This is a genomic window from Sphingomonas sp. (assembly GCF_048594985.1).
Classification (GTDB): Bacteria; Pseudomonadota; Alphaproteobacteria; order Sphingomonadales; family Sphingomonadaceae; genus Sphingomonas_I.
Map to the genome: position 1 here is coordinate 1 of NZ_JBMDXG010000191.1, position 17,944 is coordinate 17,944.

The following is a 17,944-nucleotide window of genomic DNA, read 5'->3' on the forward strand; positions in this document are numbered from 1 at the left end:
TGGCGATCGGGCTGGCGGCGTTGCTCGGCTACAAATTCCCGCTTAACTTCAACCAGCCATATAGAGCCGTCTCGCTCAATGATTTCTGGCGGCGCTGGAACATCAGCCTGTCGAGCTGGCTGCGCGATTATCTCTACATCGGCGCGCTCGGTGGCAATCGGAAGGGATTTGGGCGCCAGTGCGTCAACCTGATCGTGACGATGCTGCTCGGCGGCTTCTGGCACGGTGCGAAGTGGACCTTCCTGATCTGGGGTGCGCTTCACGGCGGTGTGCTGGCGCTCGAACGAGTGTGGGATCGGCATCGCCCGGAAGGCTTTCCGCGCGCGCCCAAACTACTCGGCTGGTTCGTCACGTTCCACATCGTGGTGATCGGCTGGATCTTCTTCCGTTCGGATACGTTCGGCGGCGCGATCGCCTATCTCGCCGGCCTCGGCGGATCGGGCATGGAAAGTGCGGTGCTGACCCCGCTCGCGCTGGTCCTGATCGTGGGCGGAATGGCGATCCATTTCACGCCGCCCGATCTCGGGCAGCGCGTGGCGATGACGCTGCGCGAGGCTCCGGCGCCGTTGATGGGCGTCGCTGCCGGGATCGCCATCATGATCATCGATGCCATGCGGTTTGAAGGGGTCGCACCCTTCATCTACTACCAGTTCTGAGGTTGATGATGCCCAGGGAAACACCGTCCCCCGTCGATCTGCCCGACCCGATCGTCGACGATATCGAGGGGTTCGGCTGGGCCAGCACCGCGATCGCGGTCGCGGCGATCGTGCTGCTCGCCACCAACTCGGTCTCGCTCAAAGACTGGATCGACGATCAGCCGCCGTCGCCGCTTCAGGCGCGCGCGGCCGATGTCGCCGACACGTGGTTGACGGCGATGCGCGCGATCGGGATCGCGGGGCCGCGCGATGTGCTGCACGATGCGTGGAAGGACGCCGAGAATGCGCGCTTCCCCGAAAAGTCAGTCGACGACGCGGCCCGATAGCGCGGCATCGAGCTTGTCGCGGTCGAGCGCGCCTTCCCAGCGCCCGACCGCAATCGTCGCGACGGCATTGCCGATGAAATTGGTCAGGCTGCGGCACTCACTCATGAAACGGTCGATGCCGAGGATCAGCGCCATGCCCGCGATCGGCACCGCCGGCACGATCGCGAGGGTCGCCGCAAGCGTGATGAAGCCCGCGCCCGTGACGCCCGCCGCGCCCTTCGACGACAGCATCGCGACCCCGAGCAGCAGCAATTGCTGGCCGAGCGAGAGATGGATGCCGCACGCCTGCGCGATGAACAATGCGGCGAGCGTCATGTAGATGTTGGTGCCGTCGAGGTTGAACGAATAGCCGGTCGGCACGACCAGCCCGACCACAGGCTTGGCGACGCCCGCGCGCTCCATCTTCTCGATCAGACGGGGCAGCGCCGCTTCCGAAGACGACGTGCCGAGGACAAGCAGCAACTCCTCCTTGAGGTAGCGGATCAGCCGGAGGATCGAGAAGCCGAACAGGCGCGCCGCGCATCCGAGCACGAGCAGCACGAAAGCGAGCGAGGTCAGATAGAAGGTCGCCACGAGCCCGGCGAGGCTGGCGAGCGCGCCGACGCCATACTGGCCGATGGTGAACGCCATCGCCCCGAATGCGCCGATCGGGGCCAGCGCCATCAGCATGGCGACGATGCGGAAGACGACGGCGGTCGCGCTTTCGAATACGGTGAGGAGCGGCGCGGCCTTTTCCCCGACCAGGATCATGGCCACGCCGAACAGGATCGCGACCAGCAGCACCTGCAGGATCTCGCCCTCCGCCAGCGGGCTGGCGAGCGTGGTTGCGATGATGTTGAGCAGAAAGGCGGAGAAGGTCGCCTCATGCGCCTTGGCGGCATAATCGGCCACCTTGCTGCCATCGAGCGTCGCCGGATCGATATGAAGGCCGGCGCCGGGTTGAACGACATTCGCCACGATCAGTCCCAGGATCAGCGCGAGTGTCGAGAAGCCAAGAAACCATGCAAAGGCTTTGGCCGCGATCCGCCCCACGCCGCCCAACTCGCCCAGACCGGCAATCCCGGTGACCAGCGACAGGAAGATCACCGGCGCGATCACCATCCGTACCAGCTTGACGAACCCGTCCCCCAGCGGCTTGAGCGCCACCCCCGTCTCCGGCCAGACATGCCCGACGAGCACGCCCAGCAGGATCGCGACAATCACCTGAACATAAAGGTGTCGCCACAGGGGGCGGGGGGCGGCGGGGGTGACGGCGGAAGTCGCGACGGCCATGCTAATCCTTCGCAATCTATTCCGTTCGATACAAGACACGCCGGAGATAGGTTGTCGCACGTTGTTCCCGGCGATGCTCCCCGGCTAGGGCGGGGCCATGCATCGTTACGCCATTGGTCTCGGCTCGAACCGTCCGCATGGTCGCCACGGCGGGCCGCGCAGGGTTCTGGTCGCGACGGTCGGAGCGCTGGCAGGTGCTGGAATACGGATCGTGGCGCAGTCGCGCGTGCTGGACACCGCACCGCTCGGCCCTTCGATCCGTCGCTTCGCCAACGCAGCGGCGATCGTCGAGACGCCGCTCGAGCCTCTGGCGCTTCTCGCTTTGCTCAAGCGGATCGAAACGGATTTCGGCCGCAGGCGCGGGCGGCGGTGGGGTGCGCGCGTGATCGATCTCGACATCCTCCTCTGGGATGGCGGCCGCTTTCAAAAGCCGGCCCTTACGATTCCGCACCGTGGTCTCGCATGCCGGCGGTTCGTACTCGACCCGCTGATCGGCATCGCGCCGACATGGCGCATAGGCGCCTGTACGGTCGCGCAGGCCCGCGCGCGGTTGACCCGGCGGCGCCCGATCCATAGAGGCGCAAGCCGGTCGGGTCCGTAGCTCAGTCGGTAGAGCAAGCGACTTTTAATCGAGAGGTCCCGGGTTCGAGCCCCGGCGGACCCACCATCCTCTCCATCCATCCTTGCGAGCCGCCTCCCGGCGACCTCAGCTCGCCCGTGCAGCCTCGATGTACAATTCACGCAGGCGCGCGGCGACCGGGCCTGGACGGCCGTCTCCGATCGCCTGTTCATCGATCGTCACCACCGCGACGACGAAATTGGAGGCGCTGGTCAGGATTGCTTCGCGTGCCGCCAGTGCCTCCACCACCGTGAACAGCCGTTCTTCCACCACGATCCCGTCGCGCTCGGCGATCGCGAGCACCGCCTTGCGCGTGCAGCCGGGCAGGATATCGGGTCCGTTGGGCCGGGTGACGAGCACGCCGTCGGCGGTGACGATCAGCGCGGAGGAGGAAGCGCCTTCGGTCACGAAGCCGTCCGCGTCGACCAGCCACGCCTCCTGTGCGCCGGCGGTGGCGGCCTCGCGCTTGGCGAAGACCTGGCCCAGCAGGTTGATCGTCTTGAGGTCGCGCCGCGCCCAGCGCGGATCGGGCACGGTCTTCACCACGATGCCGGTGCGTGCGGCCGGCTTGTCCAGGATGTCGCTGGCCTGGGTGAATAGCAATAAGGTGGGCCGCGCAGGGCGGGCGAGGAAGTCGCGTTCGGCGGGTCCAGCCGTCAGCTGGAAATAGATCCCGCCCTGGTCGAGCGCGTTGCGCGTGATCAGGGCGCGCTGAACCGCCGCGATCTCGTCGAGCGGCAGGGGGAGGGCGATGCCGAGCCCCTCGGCCGACCGCGCGAACCGCGTAAGGTGGCTCGCGCCATCGACCAGCCGCCCGTCGAGCACCGCGGTGAACTCGTAAATGCCGTCGGCGAAAAGGAAGCCACGATCCTGCGCAGACACCTTGGCATCGGCAAGCGGGAGATAGTCGCCGTTTAGCCAGGCAATGCGGTTATCGGCCACTTTCATCCCGTTCGTGCTGAGCCTGTCGAGGCACCGTCTTTCTTGAAGAGATTCAGTGCAGCGACAAGCGCGGAGCCATTGAGCGCGTCAGATATCCTGCACCAGCCGGCCGTACAATTCGGGGCGGCGGTCGCGAAAGAAGCCGAAGGCGGCACGGTGGCGCTTCACCCGATCGAGGTCGAGCGTCGCGACGATCACGCCTTCCTCCTCGCGGTCGAGCTCGGCCAGGATGTCTCCGCGCTCATCGGTGATGAAGCTCGTGCCGTAGAAGGTCTGGCCATGCTCGGTTCCGACCCGGTTGGCCGCGACCACCGGCACGACGTTCGACACGGCGTGACCCACCATCGCGCGACGCCACAGGCGGGCGGTGTCGAGGCTGGTGTCGTGCGGCTCGCTGCCGATCGCGGTGGGATAGAACAGGATCTCGGCGCCCATCAGCATCATCGCGCGCGCGGTTTCGGGATACCATTGGTCCCAGCACACCCCGACGCCCAGCTTCGCGTCGGGGCCGTCCCACACCTTGAAGCCGGTATTGCCGGGACGGAAGTAGAATTTCTCCTCATAGCCGGGACCATCGGGGATGTGGCTCTTGCGATATACGCCCTGGATCGCGCCGTCGGGGCCGATCATCGCCAGCGAATTGTAGTGATGCGGCCCGTCGGCCTCGAAGAAGCTGGTGGGGATCGTCACGCCGAGCTCGGCCGCGAGCGCCTGCATCGCCGTTACCGCCTGATGCTCGGCGGTCGGGCGGGCGTTGGCGAACAGCCCCTCATCCTCGACCCGGCAGAAATACTCGCCCTCGAACAGTTCGGGCGGCAGGATGACCTGCGCGCCGCGCGCGGCGGCCTCGCGCACGCGATCCGATACCTTCGCGATGTTCGCTTCGATATCGCTGGAAAAAGCGAGCTGGATCGCAGCGACGGTGATCTCGGTCAATTCGGCTCTCCGGAGGGCGTGGTTGTCAGGCGCGCGGGATTTGCTGGCTGATGCAGTGGAAGCTGCCACCGCCGGTCAGGATATGGTCGGCGCGCAGGCCGACGGCAATCCGATCGGGGAACAGCGCCTGCACCGCCTCGACCGCCGCCGCGTCGTTCGGCGCGCCGTAGATCGGCACCACCACCGCCGCATTGCCGATGTAGAAGTTCATGTAGGATGCCGGGATCGCCGCGCCATCGACCTCGACCAGGCCGGGCGAGGGCAGACGGACGAGTTCGACCCCGGACGCCTCCGCGCGCGCCGCCGCATCGGCATAGATCGCCGTGTTGGGATCGTCGTCGGCGGGCTCGGGAATGGCCAGCCGGTTGGGGGCGACAAAGCGGGCGAGGTTGTCGACATGCCCGTCGGTGTGGTCGTTGGCGAGGCCATCGCCCAGCCACAGCAGGCGATCGACCCCGCGCGCATCGGCCAGCCGGCGTTCGATATCGGTGCGCGACAGCCCCGGATTGCGATTGGGATTGAGCAGGCATTGCTCGGTCGTGACCCCGAGTCCCGCGCCATCGACGTCGATCGCGCCACCCTCCAGCACCCAATCGTGGCGGTCGACCGCGAACCCCGCCGCCTCCGCCAGCCGCGCGCCGACGCCCTCGTCGCCCGGCCGCTGCTCTTTGCCGCCCCACCAGTTGAAGCCGACGCGCGCGGCGCGCCGCCCCGCCGGCCCCAGGGTGACGATCGCCCCCGTATCCCGCAGCCAGATGTCGCCGAACGGCTGCACCGTCACCTCGGCCGCGTCGCCGGCCAGGTCGACCGCCGTCTCGGCTGCCTGATCGTCATTGGCGACCAGCACCACCGTCTCGCCGCGACCGCCGGCATGGACCGCGCGCGCGAAAGCCGCCACTTCCTCCTGCGCGGGCGCGAGATCGTCCTCCCACAATTCGGCATGGCTCGGAAAGCCGATCCATACCGCCTCGTGCGGCATCCATTCGGCGGGCTGGCGGGCGGTCATCGCGATCATGTCTCCGGTCGAGGCAGGGGCGCCAGATGGCCCCCGATGATGACGAGCGCAAGGCGTGGCGTTGTGAAGGAGCCTGTCGGGACGCGGGACGATATTTGAGGCTTGCTGAAATCCTACGCACCGCGCAGCATCGTGGGCGGGGAATTCTTTTGGGGGGGACAAATGAACCAGCTTGGCGGCCGTGCGGTCGTGTGCGCGCTTCTTCTGATGAGCACGGCCGCATATGCGGCCGAACCCGTGTTGGGAGAGCGCCCGTCCGCATCCCCTGCCGCGCTGTTCGGGATGCGGGAGGACATCGAGCAGATGAGCCTGTCGCCCGACGGCGGGAAGGTCGCCTTCATCGCACCAGCCGCCGGCCAAGGATCCTATCTCGTGGTACGCGGTGTCGAGGAAGGCGCGGTCGCAAAAGTCGTCGCACGGGCGAGCGGAAATCCGGATATGCTGGGCCGCTGCGGCTGGGTCTCCAACATACGCCTCGTATGCTCGATCTATGGCGTGGTCGATATCGAGGGCCGCAAGGTCAATTTCTCCCGCCTCCTGGCCGTCGACGCGGATGGAGGGAATGTTCGGCAGCTCGGAACGCGGCAGACCTCGAAATCACGCGGCGTGCAGCTCAGTGATGGCGAGGTGATCGATTGGCTGCCGGGTGAAGAGGGCGCCGTATTGATGGCGCGTACTTATCTGCCCAACGATGCGACGGGGACCCGGATCGGTTCGGCGATCGAAGGGTATGGCGTCGATCGGGTCGACACCATGACCCTCGCCGCCAAGTCGATCGAAGGTGTCCGGTCCGATGCCGAGGAATATATCAGCGATGGTCACGGAACGATTCGGATCATGGGCATGACGGATGTCGCCGGCAGTACCGGCATGATGACCGGCGTAACCCATTACATGTACCGTCGAAACGGCTCCCGCGGCTGGGAAAAGCTGTCGGACTATGATTCACGCACCGGACAGGGCTTCAATCCTTATGCCGTCGATCGGGAGCTCAATATCGCCTACGGCTTGATGAAGCTGGATGGCCGCGACGCACTGTATTCGATGGCGCTCGACGGTTCCGGAAAACAGACCCTGATCTTTTCCAACCCGAAGGTCGATGTGAGCGGGCTTTCCCGCGTCGGACGACGCCGGCGGGTGATCGGCGCGACATATTCGACCGAGGTCAGCGAGGTGGTCTATTTCGATCCCGCAATGGCGGCATTGGCAAAGACCCTCGGCCGCGCGCTTCCCAAGGCACCGCTTCTCCGATTGATCGATTCCAGCATCGACGAGCGAAAACTGCTGATTTTTGCGGGCAGTGATCAGGACGCCGGCTACTATTACCTTCTCAATCGGGACACACGCGACCTGCATATCTTTCTGCCGGCGCGAGGCGCGCTTGAAGGCACCAGCCTCGGCGAAATGAAAGCCGTGACCTATGCGGCGGCGGACGGCACTCTTATCCCTGCCTATCTCACTCTGCCGCCCGGCAAGGAGAACGCGAAGGGGCTGCCGGCCATTGTCATGCCGCATGGCGGGCCGTCGGCCCGCGACGAATGGGGATTCGACTGGCTGTCCCAATTCTATGCGCATCAGGGGTTCGCGGTGCTGCAGCCGCAGTTTCGCGGGTCGGCCGGCTATGGCGACGCCTGGTATCAGAAGAACGGCTTCCGCTCCTGGAAAACGGCGATCGGTGACGTGGCCGATGCCGGCCGCTGGCTGGTCGCGCAGGGCATCGCCGACCCCGCGAAGTTGGGCATCGTAGGGTGGTCTTACGGTGGTTATGCCGCGCTTCAATCCGCGGTGATCGCGCCTGACTTGTTCAAGGCGGTAGTGGCGATCGCGCCGGTGACCGACCTGGCCATGCTGAAGGCCGAAAGTCTGAACTGGACGGACAATCGTCTGGTCCGGGACTTCATCGGCACGGGGCCCGAGGTGCGTGAGGCGTCGCCATCGCAGAATGCCGCGAAGATCAAGGCTCCCGTCTTGCTGTTTCACGGCACGCTCGATGCGAATGTCGGTTACGCGCAATCGACGGTGATGGAGTCTCGAATTCGCGGCGCGGGTGGGAAGGTGCAGCTCGTCACCTTTCCAGATCTAGACCACCAATTGCGGGACAGCGGTGCGCGCAAGCGCCTCCTCGAGGAGAGCGAGGCTTTCCTCCGCGCGGCGATGCAATAAAAAAGGCGGCCTCTTGCGAGGCCGCCTCTCAATTTCATCGATGATCCGGATCAGCGCGAGTAGAACTCGACGACCAGGTTCGGCTCCATCTTGACCGGATAGGGCACCTCGTCGAGCGTCGGAACGCGCACGAACGTGACCTTGGCCGTGCCGTCGGCCGCGACATATTCCGGAATCTCGCGCTCCGACAGGCCCTGCGCCTCGAGCACCAGCGCCATTTCCTGTGCCTTGGTGCCGAGCGTGATCTCGTCACCCGGCTTCACCAGGCGGCTGGCGATGTTGCACTTCACGCCGTTGACGCGGACGTGGCCGTGGCTGACCAGCTGGCGGGCCGACCAGATGGTCGGCGCGAACTTGGCGCGATAGACCAGCGCGTCCAGCCGGCGCTCGAGCAGGCCGATCAGGTTCTGACCCGTGTCGCCCTTCATGCGCGACGCCTCGGTATAGGCCTTCTTGAACTGCTTTTCGGTGACATCGCCGTAATAGCCCTTCAGCTTCTGCTTCGCCTTGAGCTGGATGCCGAAGTCCGACACCTTGCCCTTGCGGCGCTGGCCATGCTGGCCGGGGCCATATTCGCGCTTGTTCACCGGGGACTTCGGACGCCCCCAGATATTCTCGCCCATGCGGCGATCGAGCTTATACTTGGCGCTGGTGCGCTTCGACATGATGTCGTCCTTCAATTGCGTTGTGCCGATGGCCGAAGCCGATGGCGGAAATCCCGGAACCGCGCTGCATGATCTCGTGAGCGAGAAGGCAGGGCCGCCGCTTCACCGGGGGTGCGGGGCCAATTGCGAAGGCGCGCCTATGGCGGCGGGCGGGCGCGAAGTCAAGCTTGCACGCCCATGCGGCCGGCCCCTATGCGCGGGCGATGGCCGACATTCACGATCCCGACGACTGCACCACGATGGCGGAGGTCCGCGCCGGCGTCGACGCGCTCGACCGGGAGCTGGTCACGCTGCTGACGCGTCGCTTCGGCTACATGCGTGCGGCCGCGCGGATCAAGCCCGAACGCCATATGGTGCGTGACGAAGCGCGCAAGGCCGAGGTGATCGCCAACGCAGGCGCGCATGCGGAACGTCTGGGCCTTCCCAGACAGGCGATCGAACAATTGTGGGAAACCCTGGTCGAGGCGTCGATCGCGTATGAGGCCGAGCGGTTCGACGCGCTCCGGGGCTGAGGATGCACGCCCCATTCCCCAAGATTACTGAACTCCGATTATTCCCTCTGGAACAGCCGCGCCCGGCTTGTCTCGTTAAGCCAGTCGCGATCCTGTTTCTGGCGGGCTTCCCAATCGAGCTTCGACAGGCAGATCTTCTTGGTCCCAAGGCGGGTGCCGGTGGCCACCATAGATTGACAGATCAGCTTGTCATGGCCCTTCCGCTCCGCAACGGCCGCGGCCGGCATCGCCGTAGGGGTCTGCGCCAGCGCGCTTCCGGTGAAACCAAGCAGAACGGCAGTAACGGAAAAGATCTTCAGCATCGTCGGTGCTCCGCAACGTAGCGAAACAATCGCTCAACTTGCCGTTCTTTGCAAGAAGCCCGGCTTAGCGCGCCCGGGGCCGGGCGAGCGCCGACAAGACCCCGCGCAGGGTTCGCACCTCCTGGCTGTTCCAGCCTGGCTTCGTGAGCAGCGTGCGCAAGGTCCGGCGCGTCGCGGGGATACGGTCGGGCGGGAAATAATAGCCTGCCGCCTCCAGCATCGTGTCGAGTTGATCGATCATCCCGTCCAGTTCGGCCTGCGGGGCAGGGGGATCGATCGCGACGACGGGGGGCTGTTCCAGCGCCTCGCCCTTCGACCATTCATAGGCGGCGAGGATCACCGCCTGCGCGAGGTTGAGACTGCCGAATTCGGGGTTGATCGGCACCGTCAGGATCGTCCGCGCGACCGCGACGTCGTCGGTTTCCAGACCCGAACGTTCGGGCCCGAAGAGGAGCGCGCTGCCCCCCGGCTCGGCGCGGATCGCCGCCGCCGCCTGCTCTGGCGTGACCACCGGCTTGGTGACGCCACGCTTGCGCACGGTCGTGGCATAGACGTGCGCGCGATCCGCGACGGCCTCCGCCACGCTGTCATAGACGCGCGCCTGTTCCAGCACGCTGTCCGCGCCGGATGCGGCCGGGCCGGCGGAGGGGTTCGGCCAGCCGTCGCGGGGGGAGACCAGGCGCAGGTCGGTCAGCCCGAAATTGAGCATCGCCCGTGCCGCCTTGCCAATATTCTCGCCGAGTTGCGGACGGACGAGGACGATGGCCGGTTGCGGTACCCCAGTCACTCGCCCTGCTGCTCCGAAACGCTGCCCGCGAACGCCTCGAAGTCCTTGGCTTCCCTGAAGTTCTTATAGACGCTGGCGAACCGGATATAGGCCACATCGTCGAGCTGTTGCAGCCCGTCCATCACCATCCGGCCGACATCGTCCGCCGCGATCTCGCTTTCGCCCGAATGTTCGAGCTGGCGCTGGATGCCCGACACGAACTGCTCGATCTGCTCGGAACGGATCGGGCGCTTGCGCGCGGCGATCGCGATCGAGCGTTCGAGTTTGGCCCGATCGAACGGCTGACGCGCGCCGTCCTTCTTGACGACCGTGATCTCGCGCAGCTGCGTGCGTTCGAAGGTCGAGAAGCGCGCGCCGCACGCCTCGCACTGGCGGCGGCGGCGGATCGCCGCGCCGTCCTCCGCCGGACGGCTGTCCTTAACCTGACTGTCGGGATGCTGGCAGAACGGGCAGCGCAAGAGGCTTACAGCTCCGGATAGATCGGGAAGCGCGCCGTCAGCGCCTTCACGCGGCCGCGCACATTCTCCTCCACCTGCGCGTCGCCGGCCTCGCCATTCTTGCGCAGGCCGTCGAGCACGTCGGCGATCATGTCGGCGATCTCGCGGAATTCGGCGATGCCGAAGCCGCGCGTCGTGCCCGCCGGCGATCCGACGCGGATGCCGCTGGTCTTGACCGGGGGCAGCGGATCGAACGGGATGCCGTTCTTGTTGCAAGTGATGCCGCACCGCTCCAGCGCCTCGTCCGCGTCGCGCCCGGTGACGCCGAGCGGCGTCAGGTCGACCAGCGCGAGGTGCGTGTCGGTGCCGCCCGAGACGATCTAGGCTCCGCGCTCCTTGAGGCGGGCTGCCAGCGGCTTGGCATTGTCGACCACAGCCTGGGCATAGGCCTTGAAGTCGGGCTGGAGCGCCTCGCCGAACGCCACCGCCTTGGCTGCGACGACGTGCATCAGCGGGCCGCCCTGGAGCCCCGGGAACACCGCCGAGTTGATCTTCTTCGCGATTGCCTCGTCATCGGTGAAGATCGCGCCGCCGCGCGGACCGCGCAGCGTCTTGTGCGTGGTGGTGGTGACGACATGCGCGTGGCCGAACGGGGTGGGGTGGACCCCGCCCGCGACCAGCCCGGCGAAATGCGCCATGTCGACCATGAACAACGCGCCCACCGCATCGGCGATCGCGCGGAAGCGCGCGAAGTCGATGTGGCGCGGATAAGCCGAGCCGCCGGCGATGATGATGGTCGGACGCGCTTCCTTCGCCGTCGCCTCGACCGCGTCATAGTCGATCAGGTGGGTATCGCGCGTCACGCCATATTGGACGGCATTGAACCACTTGCCCGACAGCGCCGCGCGCGCGCCATGCGTCAGGTGCCCGCCCGCATCGAGGCTCAGCCCCATGATCGTGTCGCCCGGCTTGGTCAGCGCGAGCATCACCGCGCCATTGGCCTGCGCGCCCGAATGCGGCTGGACGTTGGCGAAGCTGCAGCCGAACAGCTGCTTGGCGCGATCGATCGCGAGCTGCTCGACCTCGTCCGAGGGTGCGCAGCCCTGATAGTAACGCTTGCCGGGATAGCCCTCGGCATATTTGTTGGTGAAGACGCTGCCCTGCGCTTCCAGCACCGCCTTGGACACGATGTTCTCGGAGGCGATCAGCTCGATCTGGTCCTTCTCGCGCGCGATTTCGTGGCGCACGCCGGCGAACACCGCCGGATCGGCCTGCGCGAGGGTGCGGGTGAAGAAGCCGTCGGGCTGGACGTCGTTGGCGATCTGGCTGCTCATCTGCGGCGGCTCCGGCAAGAAGGATGAAGCGACGATGCGGCGGCAAGGCCGTGCCGGGCACCAGTCGATTCGGATCGCCCCGCCTCTAACGCCGCATCCGCGCGGAGGCCAGCCGGACGGGTGCGAACGGGCCGATTGCTATGAAAACACTATGGTGTCGGCCGGGAATCGATCTCGAATTTAAATGCGCCATGGCCCTAATCAAGCGGCGGCCGCGCGCATTTGCGTGGCCGCGCTGCCGGGCGCCTGTTCCCGGCGGAAGAATGTCCATGGAGACCATCGTAGGCGATCCGGACCCGCTTCAACCGGATCTCGCGAACACCATCCTGCTCGTCGGGCTCGACCGCGGGGGGCATTGGCTCGTGCAGGAGCAGGGCGGGGCGCTGGAGGGCAGTTTCGTCTCGCGCGACGCCGCGCTGCGCTTCGCGCGCTGGGAGCGCCACGCCTTCGCGCATGCCGTTATCGAGTTGAGTGCCGAGCCGCTGACGCCCCGGGTCACGCTGTCATGATGGCGCAGGACATGTCCCGAGACGCGGTTCCAGGAGACCGAACATGACCGTTGCAATGCAACCGGCCGCAACCAGCCCTGCGCGGACGGCCAGCCTGCGCTTCGCGTCGCCATGGCGCATGCCGTTGGCGATCGCCGCCGAGGATCGGGCTGTGCTTCACCGGATCGATCATGCGCTGATCGCATTGCGCCGCGCGGGCCGGCGCGCAGTGCGGATCGTCGATCCGCGCTGCGGCAGCGGCACATGGCTGTTCCGGGCCGCGCGGCACGCGGCGTGGCTCGGCTTCGTGGCGATCGAGGCGCGGGGTGTCGATGCCGATCCTGCCCGCATCGCGCAGGCGCGGAACCTTGCCGCAGGCGTCTGCGATCCGCGCGTTGGATTCGATTTCGAGGTCGATGCCGTCGGCTGTGTGCTGGCGGACGGGGACGAGGAGGGCGCTGACATCATGCTCTGCCATGGCGGCTCGGCCGTAGCGGATGCCAGCGCGCTTTCGGGCATCGCGCAGATCGTCGTGAGGATGGAGGGCGGCGATGACCTGGCGTGACATCCGGATCCGCGCGGCCGGCTTGGCTGCGATAGGAGCGGGCGTGGGCGCCTGCCTATGGCTGCGCGCGCTGATGGCCGCTCCGCCGCACGAACCCACGGTGCTGGAATTCGCGCTGGTACTGGCCAGCTTCGTCTTCAGCCTTGGTGGGCTCATGATGCTGCTCGATGGCGCCGGACTGTTCGATCCGGCCAATCGGACAGCGCGGCGACAGGGTGAGCGCCATCGCCTGTCGTCGCCATATGCGGCGCAGGGCGAAGAGCGGGATCGCCTCCAGGCGATCCTGGCCCGGCGCGCGGGTCGTAAGCGACGGGGGTGATCCGCTCCGTCGCCGCTTCCGCCGGGCTTCAGGCCGCCAGCCGCATCTCCATCCGGTCCCAGATCTCGCTCAGCGCATCGACGAGCTCGCGCATCATCTCCTCGCTGTGGCTGGGTCCCGGGGTGAAGCGCAGCCGCTCGGTGCCGCGCGGCACGGTCGGATAATTGATCGGCTGCACGTAGACGCCATATTCGGCGAGGAGGATGTCGCTTGCGCGCTTGGCCTTGACCGGGTCACCGACCATCAGCGGCACGATGTGTGTGGTCGAATCCATCACCGGCAGTCCGGCGTCGCGCATCATGGCCTTGAGGCGCGCGGCCGCCGCCTGCTGGCCGTCGCGTTCGACGCTCGATGCCTTCAGGTGGCGCACGCTCGCCAGCGCGCCCGCGACCAGCACGGGCGAGAGCGAGGTGGTGAAGATGAAGCCGGGCGCGTAGCTGCGGATCACGTCGATGATCATCTTGTCGGCCGCGATGTAGCCGCCCATCACGCCGAACGCCTTGCCGAGCGTCCCTTCGATGATCGTGATCCGCGACGCGGCCTCGTCCCGATCGGAAATGCCGCCGCCGCGCGGCCCGTACATGCCGACCGCGTGAACCTCGTCGAGGTAAGTCAACGCGTTATATTTGTCGGCGAGGTCGCAGATGGCGTGGATCGGCGCGATGTCGCCGTCCATCGAATAGACGCTTTCGAACGCGATCAGCTTGGGCGTCTGCGGATCGACTTCGGCCAGCAGTTCCTCGAGATGGTCGAGATCGTTGTGGCGGAAGATGCGCTTCTCGCAGCCCGAATTGCGGATGCCCGCAATCATCGAGGCGTGGTTGAGCTCGTCCGAGAAGATGACGCAGCCGGGCAGCACCTTGGCCAGCGTCGACAAGGTCGCCTCGTTCGAGACGTAGCCCGAGGTGAAGAGCAGCGCGTTCTGCTTGCCGTGAAGGTCGGCGAGTTCCGCTTCCAGATCGACATGGTAGTGCGTGTTGCCGCCGATGTTGCGCGTGCCGCCCGAGCCCGCGCCGACGTCGTGCAGCGCCTCCTCCATCGCCGCGATCACGTCCGGATGCTGGCCCATCGAAAGATAGTCGTTCGAGCACCAGACCGTGATCGGCTTCGGCCCGTTATGCCCGGCGAAGCAGCGCGCATTGGGGAACATCCCCTTGTTGCGGAGGATGTCGATGAAGACGCGGTAGCGGCCTTCGGCATGGAGCCGATCGATCGCCTGGGTAAAAACGCGGGAGTAGTCCAAGTGAAGTCCCCGGCAGCGAAGGCGAGCATCTACCGTCCAAAATGCCGGTTTTCCAGTGAGAACGGTTTGCGATTGATCAAAGAAGGTCGATCCGCGTCAGTCCCAGGGCAGCCAGCGAGGCGCGCAGCGGAGGCGTGACGTCGACCGGCGCGGTGAAGACCGCGATCCCCTCCGTCAGCGTTTCGGGCCACGCCTGATCCCGCGTCAGGGTGGCAATCCGACGGGCGATGCCGGCGGCGCCGTCGACGAAGGTCAGCGGGCGCGGCGCGACGCGCGCCAGCCGGTCCGCCACCAGCGGGAAGTGAGTGCAGGCGAGCACGATCGTGTCGATCCGCTCGCCACCGGGCTGGTCGAGCAGGCCTGAAAGCGCGGCGGCAAAAGCGGCGTCGGACGTGGCCTCGCCGCGCAACGCCGCCTCGGCCAGCGCTACCAGCCCGGCCGAGCCGTGGCGCAGGACGAGGCAGTCGCCGGCGAAGCGCGCCGACAGATCGTCGACATAAGGCTGGCGCACCGTCGCCTCTGTGCCGAGCACGCCGATCGCGCGCGTCCGCGAGCTTTCCGCCGCCGGCTTGATCGCGGGCACCGTGCCCACGACGGGCAGGTCGAGCGCGGCGCGGACATGCGCCAGCGCGATGGTCGAGGCGGTGTTGCACGCGATCGTGATCAGGCGCGGGCGGTAGCGCTCGGCCCGCCGGCCGAGCAAAGCGGGCACGCGCGCGCTGATCTCCGCCTCGGACTTTGTCCCATAGGGAAACCCCCCATTGTCCGCGACGTAGACGATCGGTGCCTGTGGCAGCAGATCGCGCACCGCGCGCAGCACGGAGAGGCCGCCGACACCCGAGTCGAACAGAAGGAGGGGCCGCGCGTCGCTCATTCGCCGCGCAATCCGGCGATGGTCAGCGCGGGCGCGATCCGTTCGATGTCCGTCTTGAGGTGGAGCAGGGCGATGCCCGGCTGGCGCAACGCCGCCTCCAGCGCGGGCGCGAACTGCGCGGTCGTCTCGACCGTTTCCGCCCAGCCGCCATATGCGCGCGCGAGCGCGGCGAAGTCGGGATTGCTGAGGTCGGTAGCGGAGACGCGCGTCGGGTAGCGCCGCTCCTGATGCATGCGGATCGTGCCATAGCTGCCATTGTCGATCAGCAGGATCAGGACGCGCGCGCCCGTTTTGGCGGCGGTGGCGAGTTCCTGCCCGTTCATCAGGAAGTCGCCAACGCCCGCCACCGCGACCACGCGCCGGTCGGGAAAGCGCAACGCCGCCGCGATCGCCGCCGGCACGCCATAGCCCATCGCCCCGGCGGTCGGCGCAAGCTGGCTCGGTTGCGAGCCGTAATGCCAGAAACGATGCGCCCAGGCGGAGAAGTTGCCCGCGCCGTTGCAGACGATCGCATCGGGCGGCAGCGTCTCGCGCAGCGTCGCCCAGCATGCGTTGAGGTCGAGCGCCATGCCGTTCGGCGCGGGCGTGGACCAGTCGCGCCATTCCGCATGTGCCTGTCGGCCGGTCTCGAAATGGATCGAATGATCGCTGGCGTCTGCCATCGCGCCCGCAAAGGCGCGTGTATCGGCGCAGATCGCGACGTCGGCGCGATAGACCCGCCCCAATTCCTCCGGATCGGGATGGACATGGATCAGGGTCTGGCCCGGATGATCGGGGGTGAGGATCGTATAGCCGTCGGTGGTCGCCTCGCCCAGACGTGCGCCGACCACCAGCAGCAGGTCCGCCGCGCGCACGCGCTCGACCAGCTTGGGATTGGGGCCATAGCCGAGATTGCCGGCATAGACCGGGCAATCGGCGGACAGCGCGTCCTGCCGGCGGAAGGCGGCGGCCACGGGCAGGCCGGCGCGGCGCGCGAAATTGGCGAAATCGCGGCCGGCTTTCTCGTCCCAGTCGGCCCCGCCGACGATGGCCACCGGCGCGCGTGCCTGGCGGAGCGCAGCAAGCGCGTCGGCGACCGCGCTCGGCGGGCAGGCCTGCGCGACACGCTCGACGCGCGGCCGGTCGGGCGTCTCGGCTCGATCCTCCAGCATATCCTCCGGCAGCGCCAGTACGACCGGGCCCGGACGCCCGTTGAGCGCGGTAGCATAAGCGCGCGCGACATATTCCGGGATGCGATCCGCGCTCTCGATCCGCGCCGCCCATTTGGCGAGGGGGGCGAAGAAAGCGGGAAAGTCCACCTCCTGAAAACCCTCCCGGTCGCGCGCGTCACGCGCCACGTCGCCGACGAACAGGATCATCGGGGTCGAGTCCTGCATCGCGACATGGACGCCGATCGAGGCATTGGTCGCACCGGGCCCACGCGTGACGAAGGCAATGCCGGGGCGGTGCGTCATCTTGCCGTCCGCCTCTGCCATGAACGCCGCGCCGCCCTCCTGCCGGCATACGACGACATCGATGGCGGGCACTTCGACCAGCGCGTCGAGCACGGGCAGGAAACTTTCGCCCGGCACGGTGAACAGGCGGTCGCAACCTTGGGCGGCGAGGGCGTCGACGAGGATGCGTCCGCCGGTCCGGGAACTGGTCATGATCCGGCCATAGCGCCGCGCCGGGCCGGCCCGCAATGTTGACCCGCCGCGCCTCACGCCTCTAAGCCGTTCGCAACTGCGGTGGAGGGTTCGTGGCCAAGAAGATCTACTCCGATGCGGCGGCGGCGCTCGACGGGCTGCTGCGCGATGGCATGACCATCTGCGCCGGTGGATTTGGCCTATGCGGCATTCCCGAGCGCCTGATCGACGCTATCGAGGCGTCGGGCGTGACGGGGCTCACGGTCGTATCGAACAATGCCGGGATCGACGGGGTCGGGCTCGGCAAGCTGCTGCGCAGCCGCCAGATCGCCAAGATGATCTCCTCCTATGTGGGCGAGAACAAGGAGTTCGAGCGGCAATATCTGGCGGGCGAGCTCGAGGTCGAATTCTGCCCGCAGGGCACGCTGGCCGAGCGGGTGCGCGCGGGCGGGGCGGGCATTCCCGGTTTCTACACGAAGACCGGTGTCGGCACCGTCGTTGCCGAGGGCAAGGAAACGCGCGAGTTCGACGGCGAGACCTATGTCCTCGAACGCGGGATCGTCGCCGATCTGTCGATCATCAAGGGCTGGAAAGCGGACGAGGCGGGTAATTTGATCTTCCGCAAGACGGCGCGCAACTTCAACCAGCCGATGGCGGCGGCGAGCAAGCATACAGTGGCGGAGGTCGAGGAGATCGTGCCCGTCGGCGCGCTCGATCCCGACGCCATCCATGTTCCCGGCATCTACATCAAGCGGCTGATCCTCGGCGCGCCGTACGACAAGCAGGTCGAATTCCGTACGACCCGGCCGCGGGGGGCGGCGGGGGGCGCCGGCCCCCCCCCGCGGCGCCCCGCCCCCCCCCCCC

At 67.1% G+C, this 17,944-nt stretch carries 20 protein-coding genes, 1 tRNA gene and 1 pseudogene; 10 read left to right on the top strand and 12 right to left on the bottom strand.

The window, feature by feature from the left end:
- Together ACOJSF_RS07255 and ACOJSF_RS07260 are read left to right on the top strand one after the other, a co-directional pair.
- Positions 1-656: MBOAT family O-acyltransferase (locus ACOJSF_RS07255; protein WP_420141546.1), on the top strand; the 656-nt coding region annotated here is incomplete at its 5' end.
- A 2-nt stretch (positions 657-658) separates the two neighbouring features.
- Complete coding sequence (locus ACOJSF_RS07260; RefSeq protein WP_420141547.1) at positions 659-982, top strand: hypothetical protein; 324 nt, start codon at positions 659-661, stop codon at positions 980-982.
- Here ACOJSF_RS07260 and ACOJSF_RS07265 read toward each other — a convergent pair.
- Entirely contained in the window at positions 959-2,254 is a 1,296-nt protein-coding gene (locus ACOJSF_RS07265; RefSeq protein ID WP_420141548.1) for a dicarboxylate/amino acid:cation symporter, read from the bottom strand. The two genes, ACOJSF_RS07260 and ACOJSF_RS07265, sit on opposite strands and share 24 nt — an antisense overlap.
- Before the next feature lie 97 nt (positions 2,255-2,351).
- Here ACOJSF_RS07265 and folK point away from each other — a divergent pair, with 97 nt between their 5' ends.
- Both folK and ACOJSF_RS07275 read left to right on the top strand, forming a co-directional pair.
- Positions 2,352-2,855, top strand: coding sequence for a 2-amino-4-hydroxy-6-hydroxymethyldihydropteridine diphosphokinase (folK, locus tag ACOJSF_RS07270; RefSeq protein ID WP_420141549.1), 504 nt, complete (start codon positions 2,352-2,354; stop codon positions 2,853-2,855).
- Positions 2,846-2,921: transfer RNA gene (locus ACOJSF_RS07275), tRNA-Lys, on the top strand. The genes folK and ACOJSF_RS07275 overlap by 10 nt, the downstream gene beginning before the upstream one ends.
- A gap of 39 nt (positions 2,922-2,960) precedes the next feature.
- Here ACOJSF_RS07275 and ACOJSF_RS07280 read toward each other — a convergent pair.
- The 3 genes from ACOJSF_RS07280 to ACOJSF_RS07290 all read right to left on the bottom strand — a co-directional run bounded on the left by ACOJSF_RS07280 (position 2,961) and on the right by ACOJSF_RS07290 (position 5,757).
- The gene (locus tag ACOJSF_RS07280) at positions 2,961-3,815 is read right to left on the bottom strand and encodes a D-amino-acid transaminase (RefSeq protein WP_420141550.1); all 855 of its coding nucleotides are present in this window, start codon (positions 3,813-3,815) and stop codon (positions 2,961-2,963) included.
- A gap of 87 nt (positions 3,816-3,902) precedes the next feature.
- A complete protein-coding gene (gene aguB, locus ACOJSF_RS07285; RefSeq protein WP_420141551.1) occupies positions 3,903-4,751 on the bottom strand; it encodes an N-carbamoylputrescine amidase in 849 nt (282 codons plus the stop codon).
- A 25-nt stretch (positions 4,752-4,776) separates the two neighbouring features.
- Positions 4,777-5,757, bottom strand: a complete 981-nt coding sequence (locus ACOJSF_RS07290; protein WP_420141565.1) for an agmatine deiminase family protein — start codon at positions 5,755-5,757, stop codon at positions 4,777-4,779.
- Between the two features lie 111 nt (positions 5,758-5,868).
- On the opposite strand from ACOJSF_RS07290, the gene ACOJSF_RS07295 reads away from it, so the two are divergent.
- The gene (locus ACOJSF_RS07295) at positions 5,869-7,929 is read left to right on the top strand and encodes an alpha/beta hydrolase family protein (RefSeq protein WP_420141552.1); all 2,061 of its coding nucleotides are present in this window, start codon (positions 5,869-5,871) and stop codon (positions 7,927-7,929) included.
- Between the two features lie 50 nt (positions 7,930-7,979).
- On the opposite strand, the gene rpsD is transcribed toward ACOJSF_RS07295, so the two are convergent.
- Positions 7,980-8,594 (bottom strand): 30S ribosomal protein S4, encoded by a 615-nt coding sequence (rpsD, locus tag ACOJSF_RS07300; RefSeq protein ID WP_420141553.1) that lies wholly within the window; start codon positions 8,592-8,594, stop codon positions 7,980-7,982.
- A gap of 203 nt (positions 8,595-8,797) precedes the next feature.
- Here rpsD and ACOJSF_RS07305 point away from each other — a divergent pair, with 203 nt between their 5' ends.
- Positions 8,798-9,106 (top strand): chorismate mutase, encoded by a 309-nt coding sequence (locus ACOJSF_RS07305; protein ID WP_420141554.1) that lies wholly within the window; start codon positions 8,798-8,800, stop codon positions 9,104-9,106.
- A gap of 38 nt (positions 9,107-9,144) precedes the next feature.
- Here ACOJSF_RS07305 and ACOJSF_RS07310 read toward each other — a convergent pair whose 3' ends face one another.
- The 4 genes and pseudogenes from ACOJSF_RS07310 to glyA form a co-directional block, all read right to left on the bottom strand.
- Positions 9,145-9,408, bottom strand: coding sequence for a hypothetical protein (locus tag ACOJSF_RS07310; RefSeq protein WP_420141555.1), 264 nt, complete (start codon positions 9,406-9,408; stop codon positions 9,145-9,147).
- Positions 9,409-9,472: 64 nt separating this feature from the next.
- The gene (locus ACOJSF_RS07315) at positions 9,473-10,195 is read right to left on the bottom strand and encodes an RNA methyltransferase (protein WP_420141556.1); all 723 of its coding nucleotides are present in this window, start codon (positions 10,193-10,195) and stop codon (positions 9,473-9,475) included.
- Positions 10,192-10,653, bottom strand: a complete 462-nt coding sequence (nrdR, locus tag ACOJSF_RS07320) for a transcriptional regulator NrdR (protein WP_420141557.1) — start codon at positions 10,651-10,653, stop codon at positions 10,192-10,194. Before nrdR ends, ACOJSF_RS07315 begins: the two co-directional genes overlap by 4 nt.
- Positions 10,654-10,658: 5 nt before the next feature.
- Positions 10,659-11,966 (bottom strand): annotated as a pseudogene (glyA, locus tag ACOJSF_RS07325) (serine hydroxymethyltransferase).
- A 269-nt stretch (positions 11,967-12,235) separates the two neighbouring features.
- On the opposite strand from glyA, the gene ACOJSF_RS07330 reads away from it, so the two are divergent.
- Genes ACOJSF_RS07330 through ACOJSF_RS07340 form a run of 3 tightly spaced genes read left to right on the top strand, consistent with a single transcriptional unit; the run spans position 12,236 to position 13,338 of the window.
- On the top strand, positions 12,236-12,475 hold the full coding sequence (locus ACOJSF_RS07330; protein ID WP_420141558.1) for a hypothetical protein: 240 nt from the start codon (positions 12,236-12,238) through the stop codon (positions 12,473-12,475).
- A 43-nt stretch (positions 12,476-12,518) separates the two neighbouring features.
- Positions 12,519-13,019: an SAM-dependent methyltransferase gene (locus ACOJSF_RS07335; RefSeq protein WP_420141559.1), complete on the top strand. Its 501-nt coding sequence runs from the start codon at positions 12,519-12,521 to the stop codon at positions 13,017-13,019.
- Positions 13,006-13,338: a hypothetical protein gene (locus ACOJSF_RS07340; protein WP_420141560.1), complete on the top strand. Its 333-nt coding sequence runs from the start codon at positions 13,006-13,008 to the stop codon at positions 13,336-13,338. The genes ACOJSF_RS07335 and ACOJSF_RS07340 overlap by 14 nt, the downstream gene beginning before the upstream one ends.
- A 28-nt stretch (positions 13,339-13,366) precedes the next feature.
- Here the strand turns inward: ACOJSF_RS07340 and hemA are convergent, their stop codons facing one another.
- The 3 genes from hemA to ACOJSF_RS07355 all read right to left on the bottom strand — a co-directional run bounded on the left by hemA (position 13,367) and on the right by ACOJSF_RS07355 (position 17,101).
- On the bottom strand, positions 13,367-14,581 hold the full coding sequence (gene hemA, locus ACOJSF_RS07345; RefSeq protein WP_420141561.1) for a 5-aminolevulinate synthase: 1,215 nt from the start codon (positions 14,579-14,581) through the stop codon (positions 13,367-13,369).
- Positions 14,582-14,657: 76 nt separating this feature from the next.
- Positions 14,658-15,455 carry a glutamate racemase gene (gene murI, locus ACOJSF_RS07350; RefSeq protein WP_420141562.1) on the bottom strand — a complete coding sequence of 266 codons (798 nt, stop codon included), beginning with the start codon at positions 15,453-15,455 and terminating at the stop codon, positions 14,658-14,660.
- Positions 15,452-17,101, bottom strand: coding sequence for a thiamine pyrophosphate-binding protein (locus ACOJSF_RS07355; protein WP_420141563.1), 1,650 nt, complete (start codon positions 17,099-17,101; stop codon positions 15,452-15,454). The genes murI and ACOJSF_RS07355 overlap by 4 nt, the downstream gene beginning before the upstream one ends.
- Positions 17,102-17,193: 92 nt before the next feature.
- On the opposite strand from ACOJSF_RS07355, the gene ACOJSF_RS07360 reads away from it, so the two are divergent.
- A partial coding sequence (locus tag ACOJSF_RS07360) for a CoA transferase subunit A (protein ID WP_420141564.1) occupies positions 17,194-17,944 on the top strand: 751 nt, incomplete at its 3' end.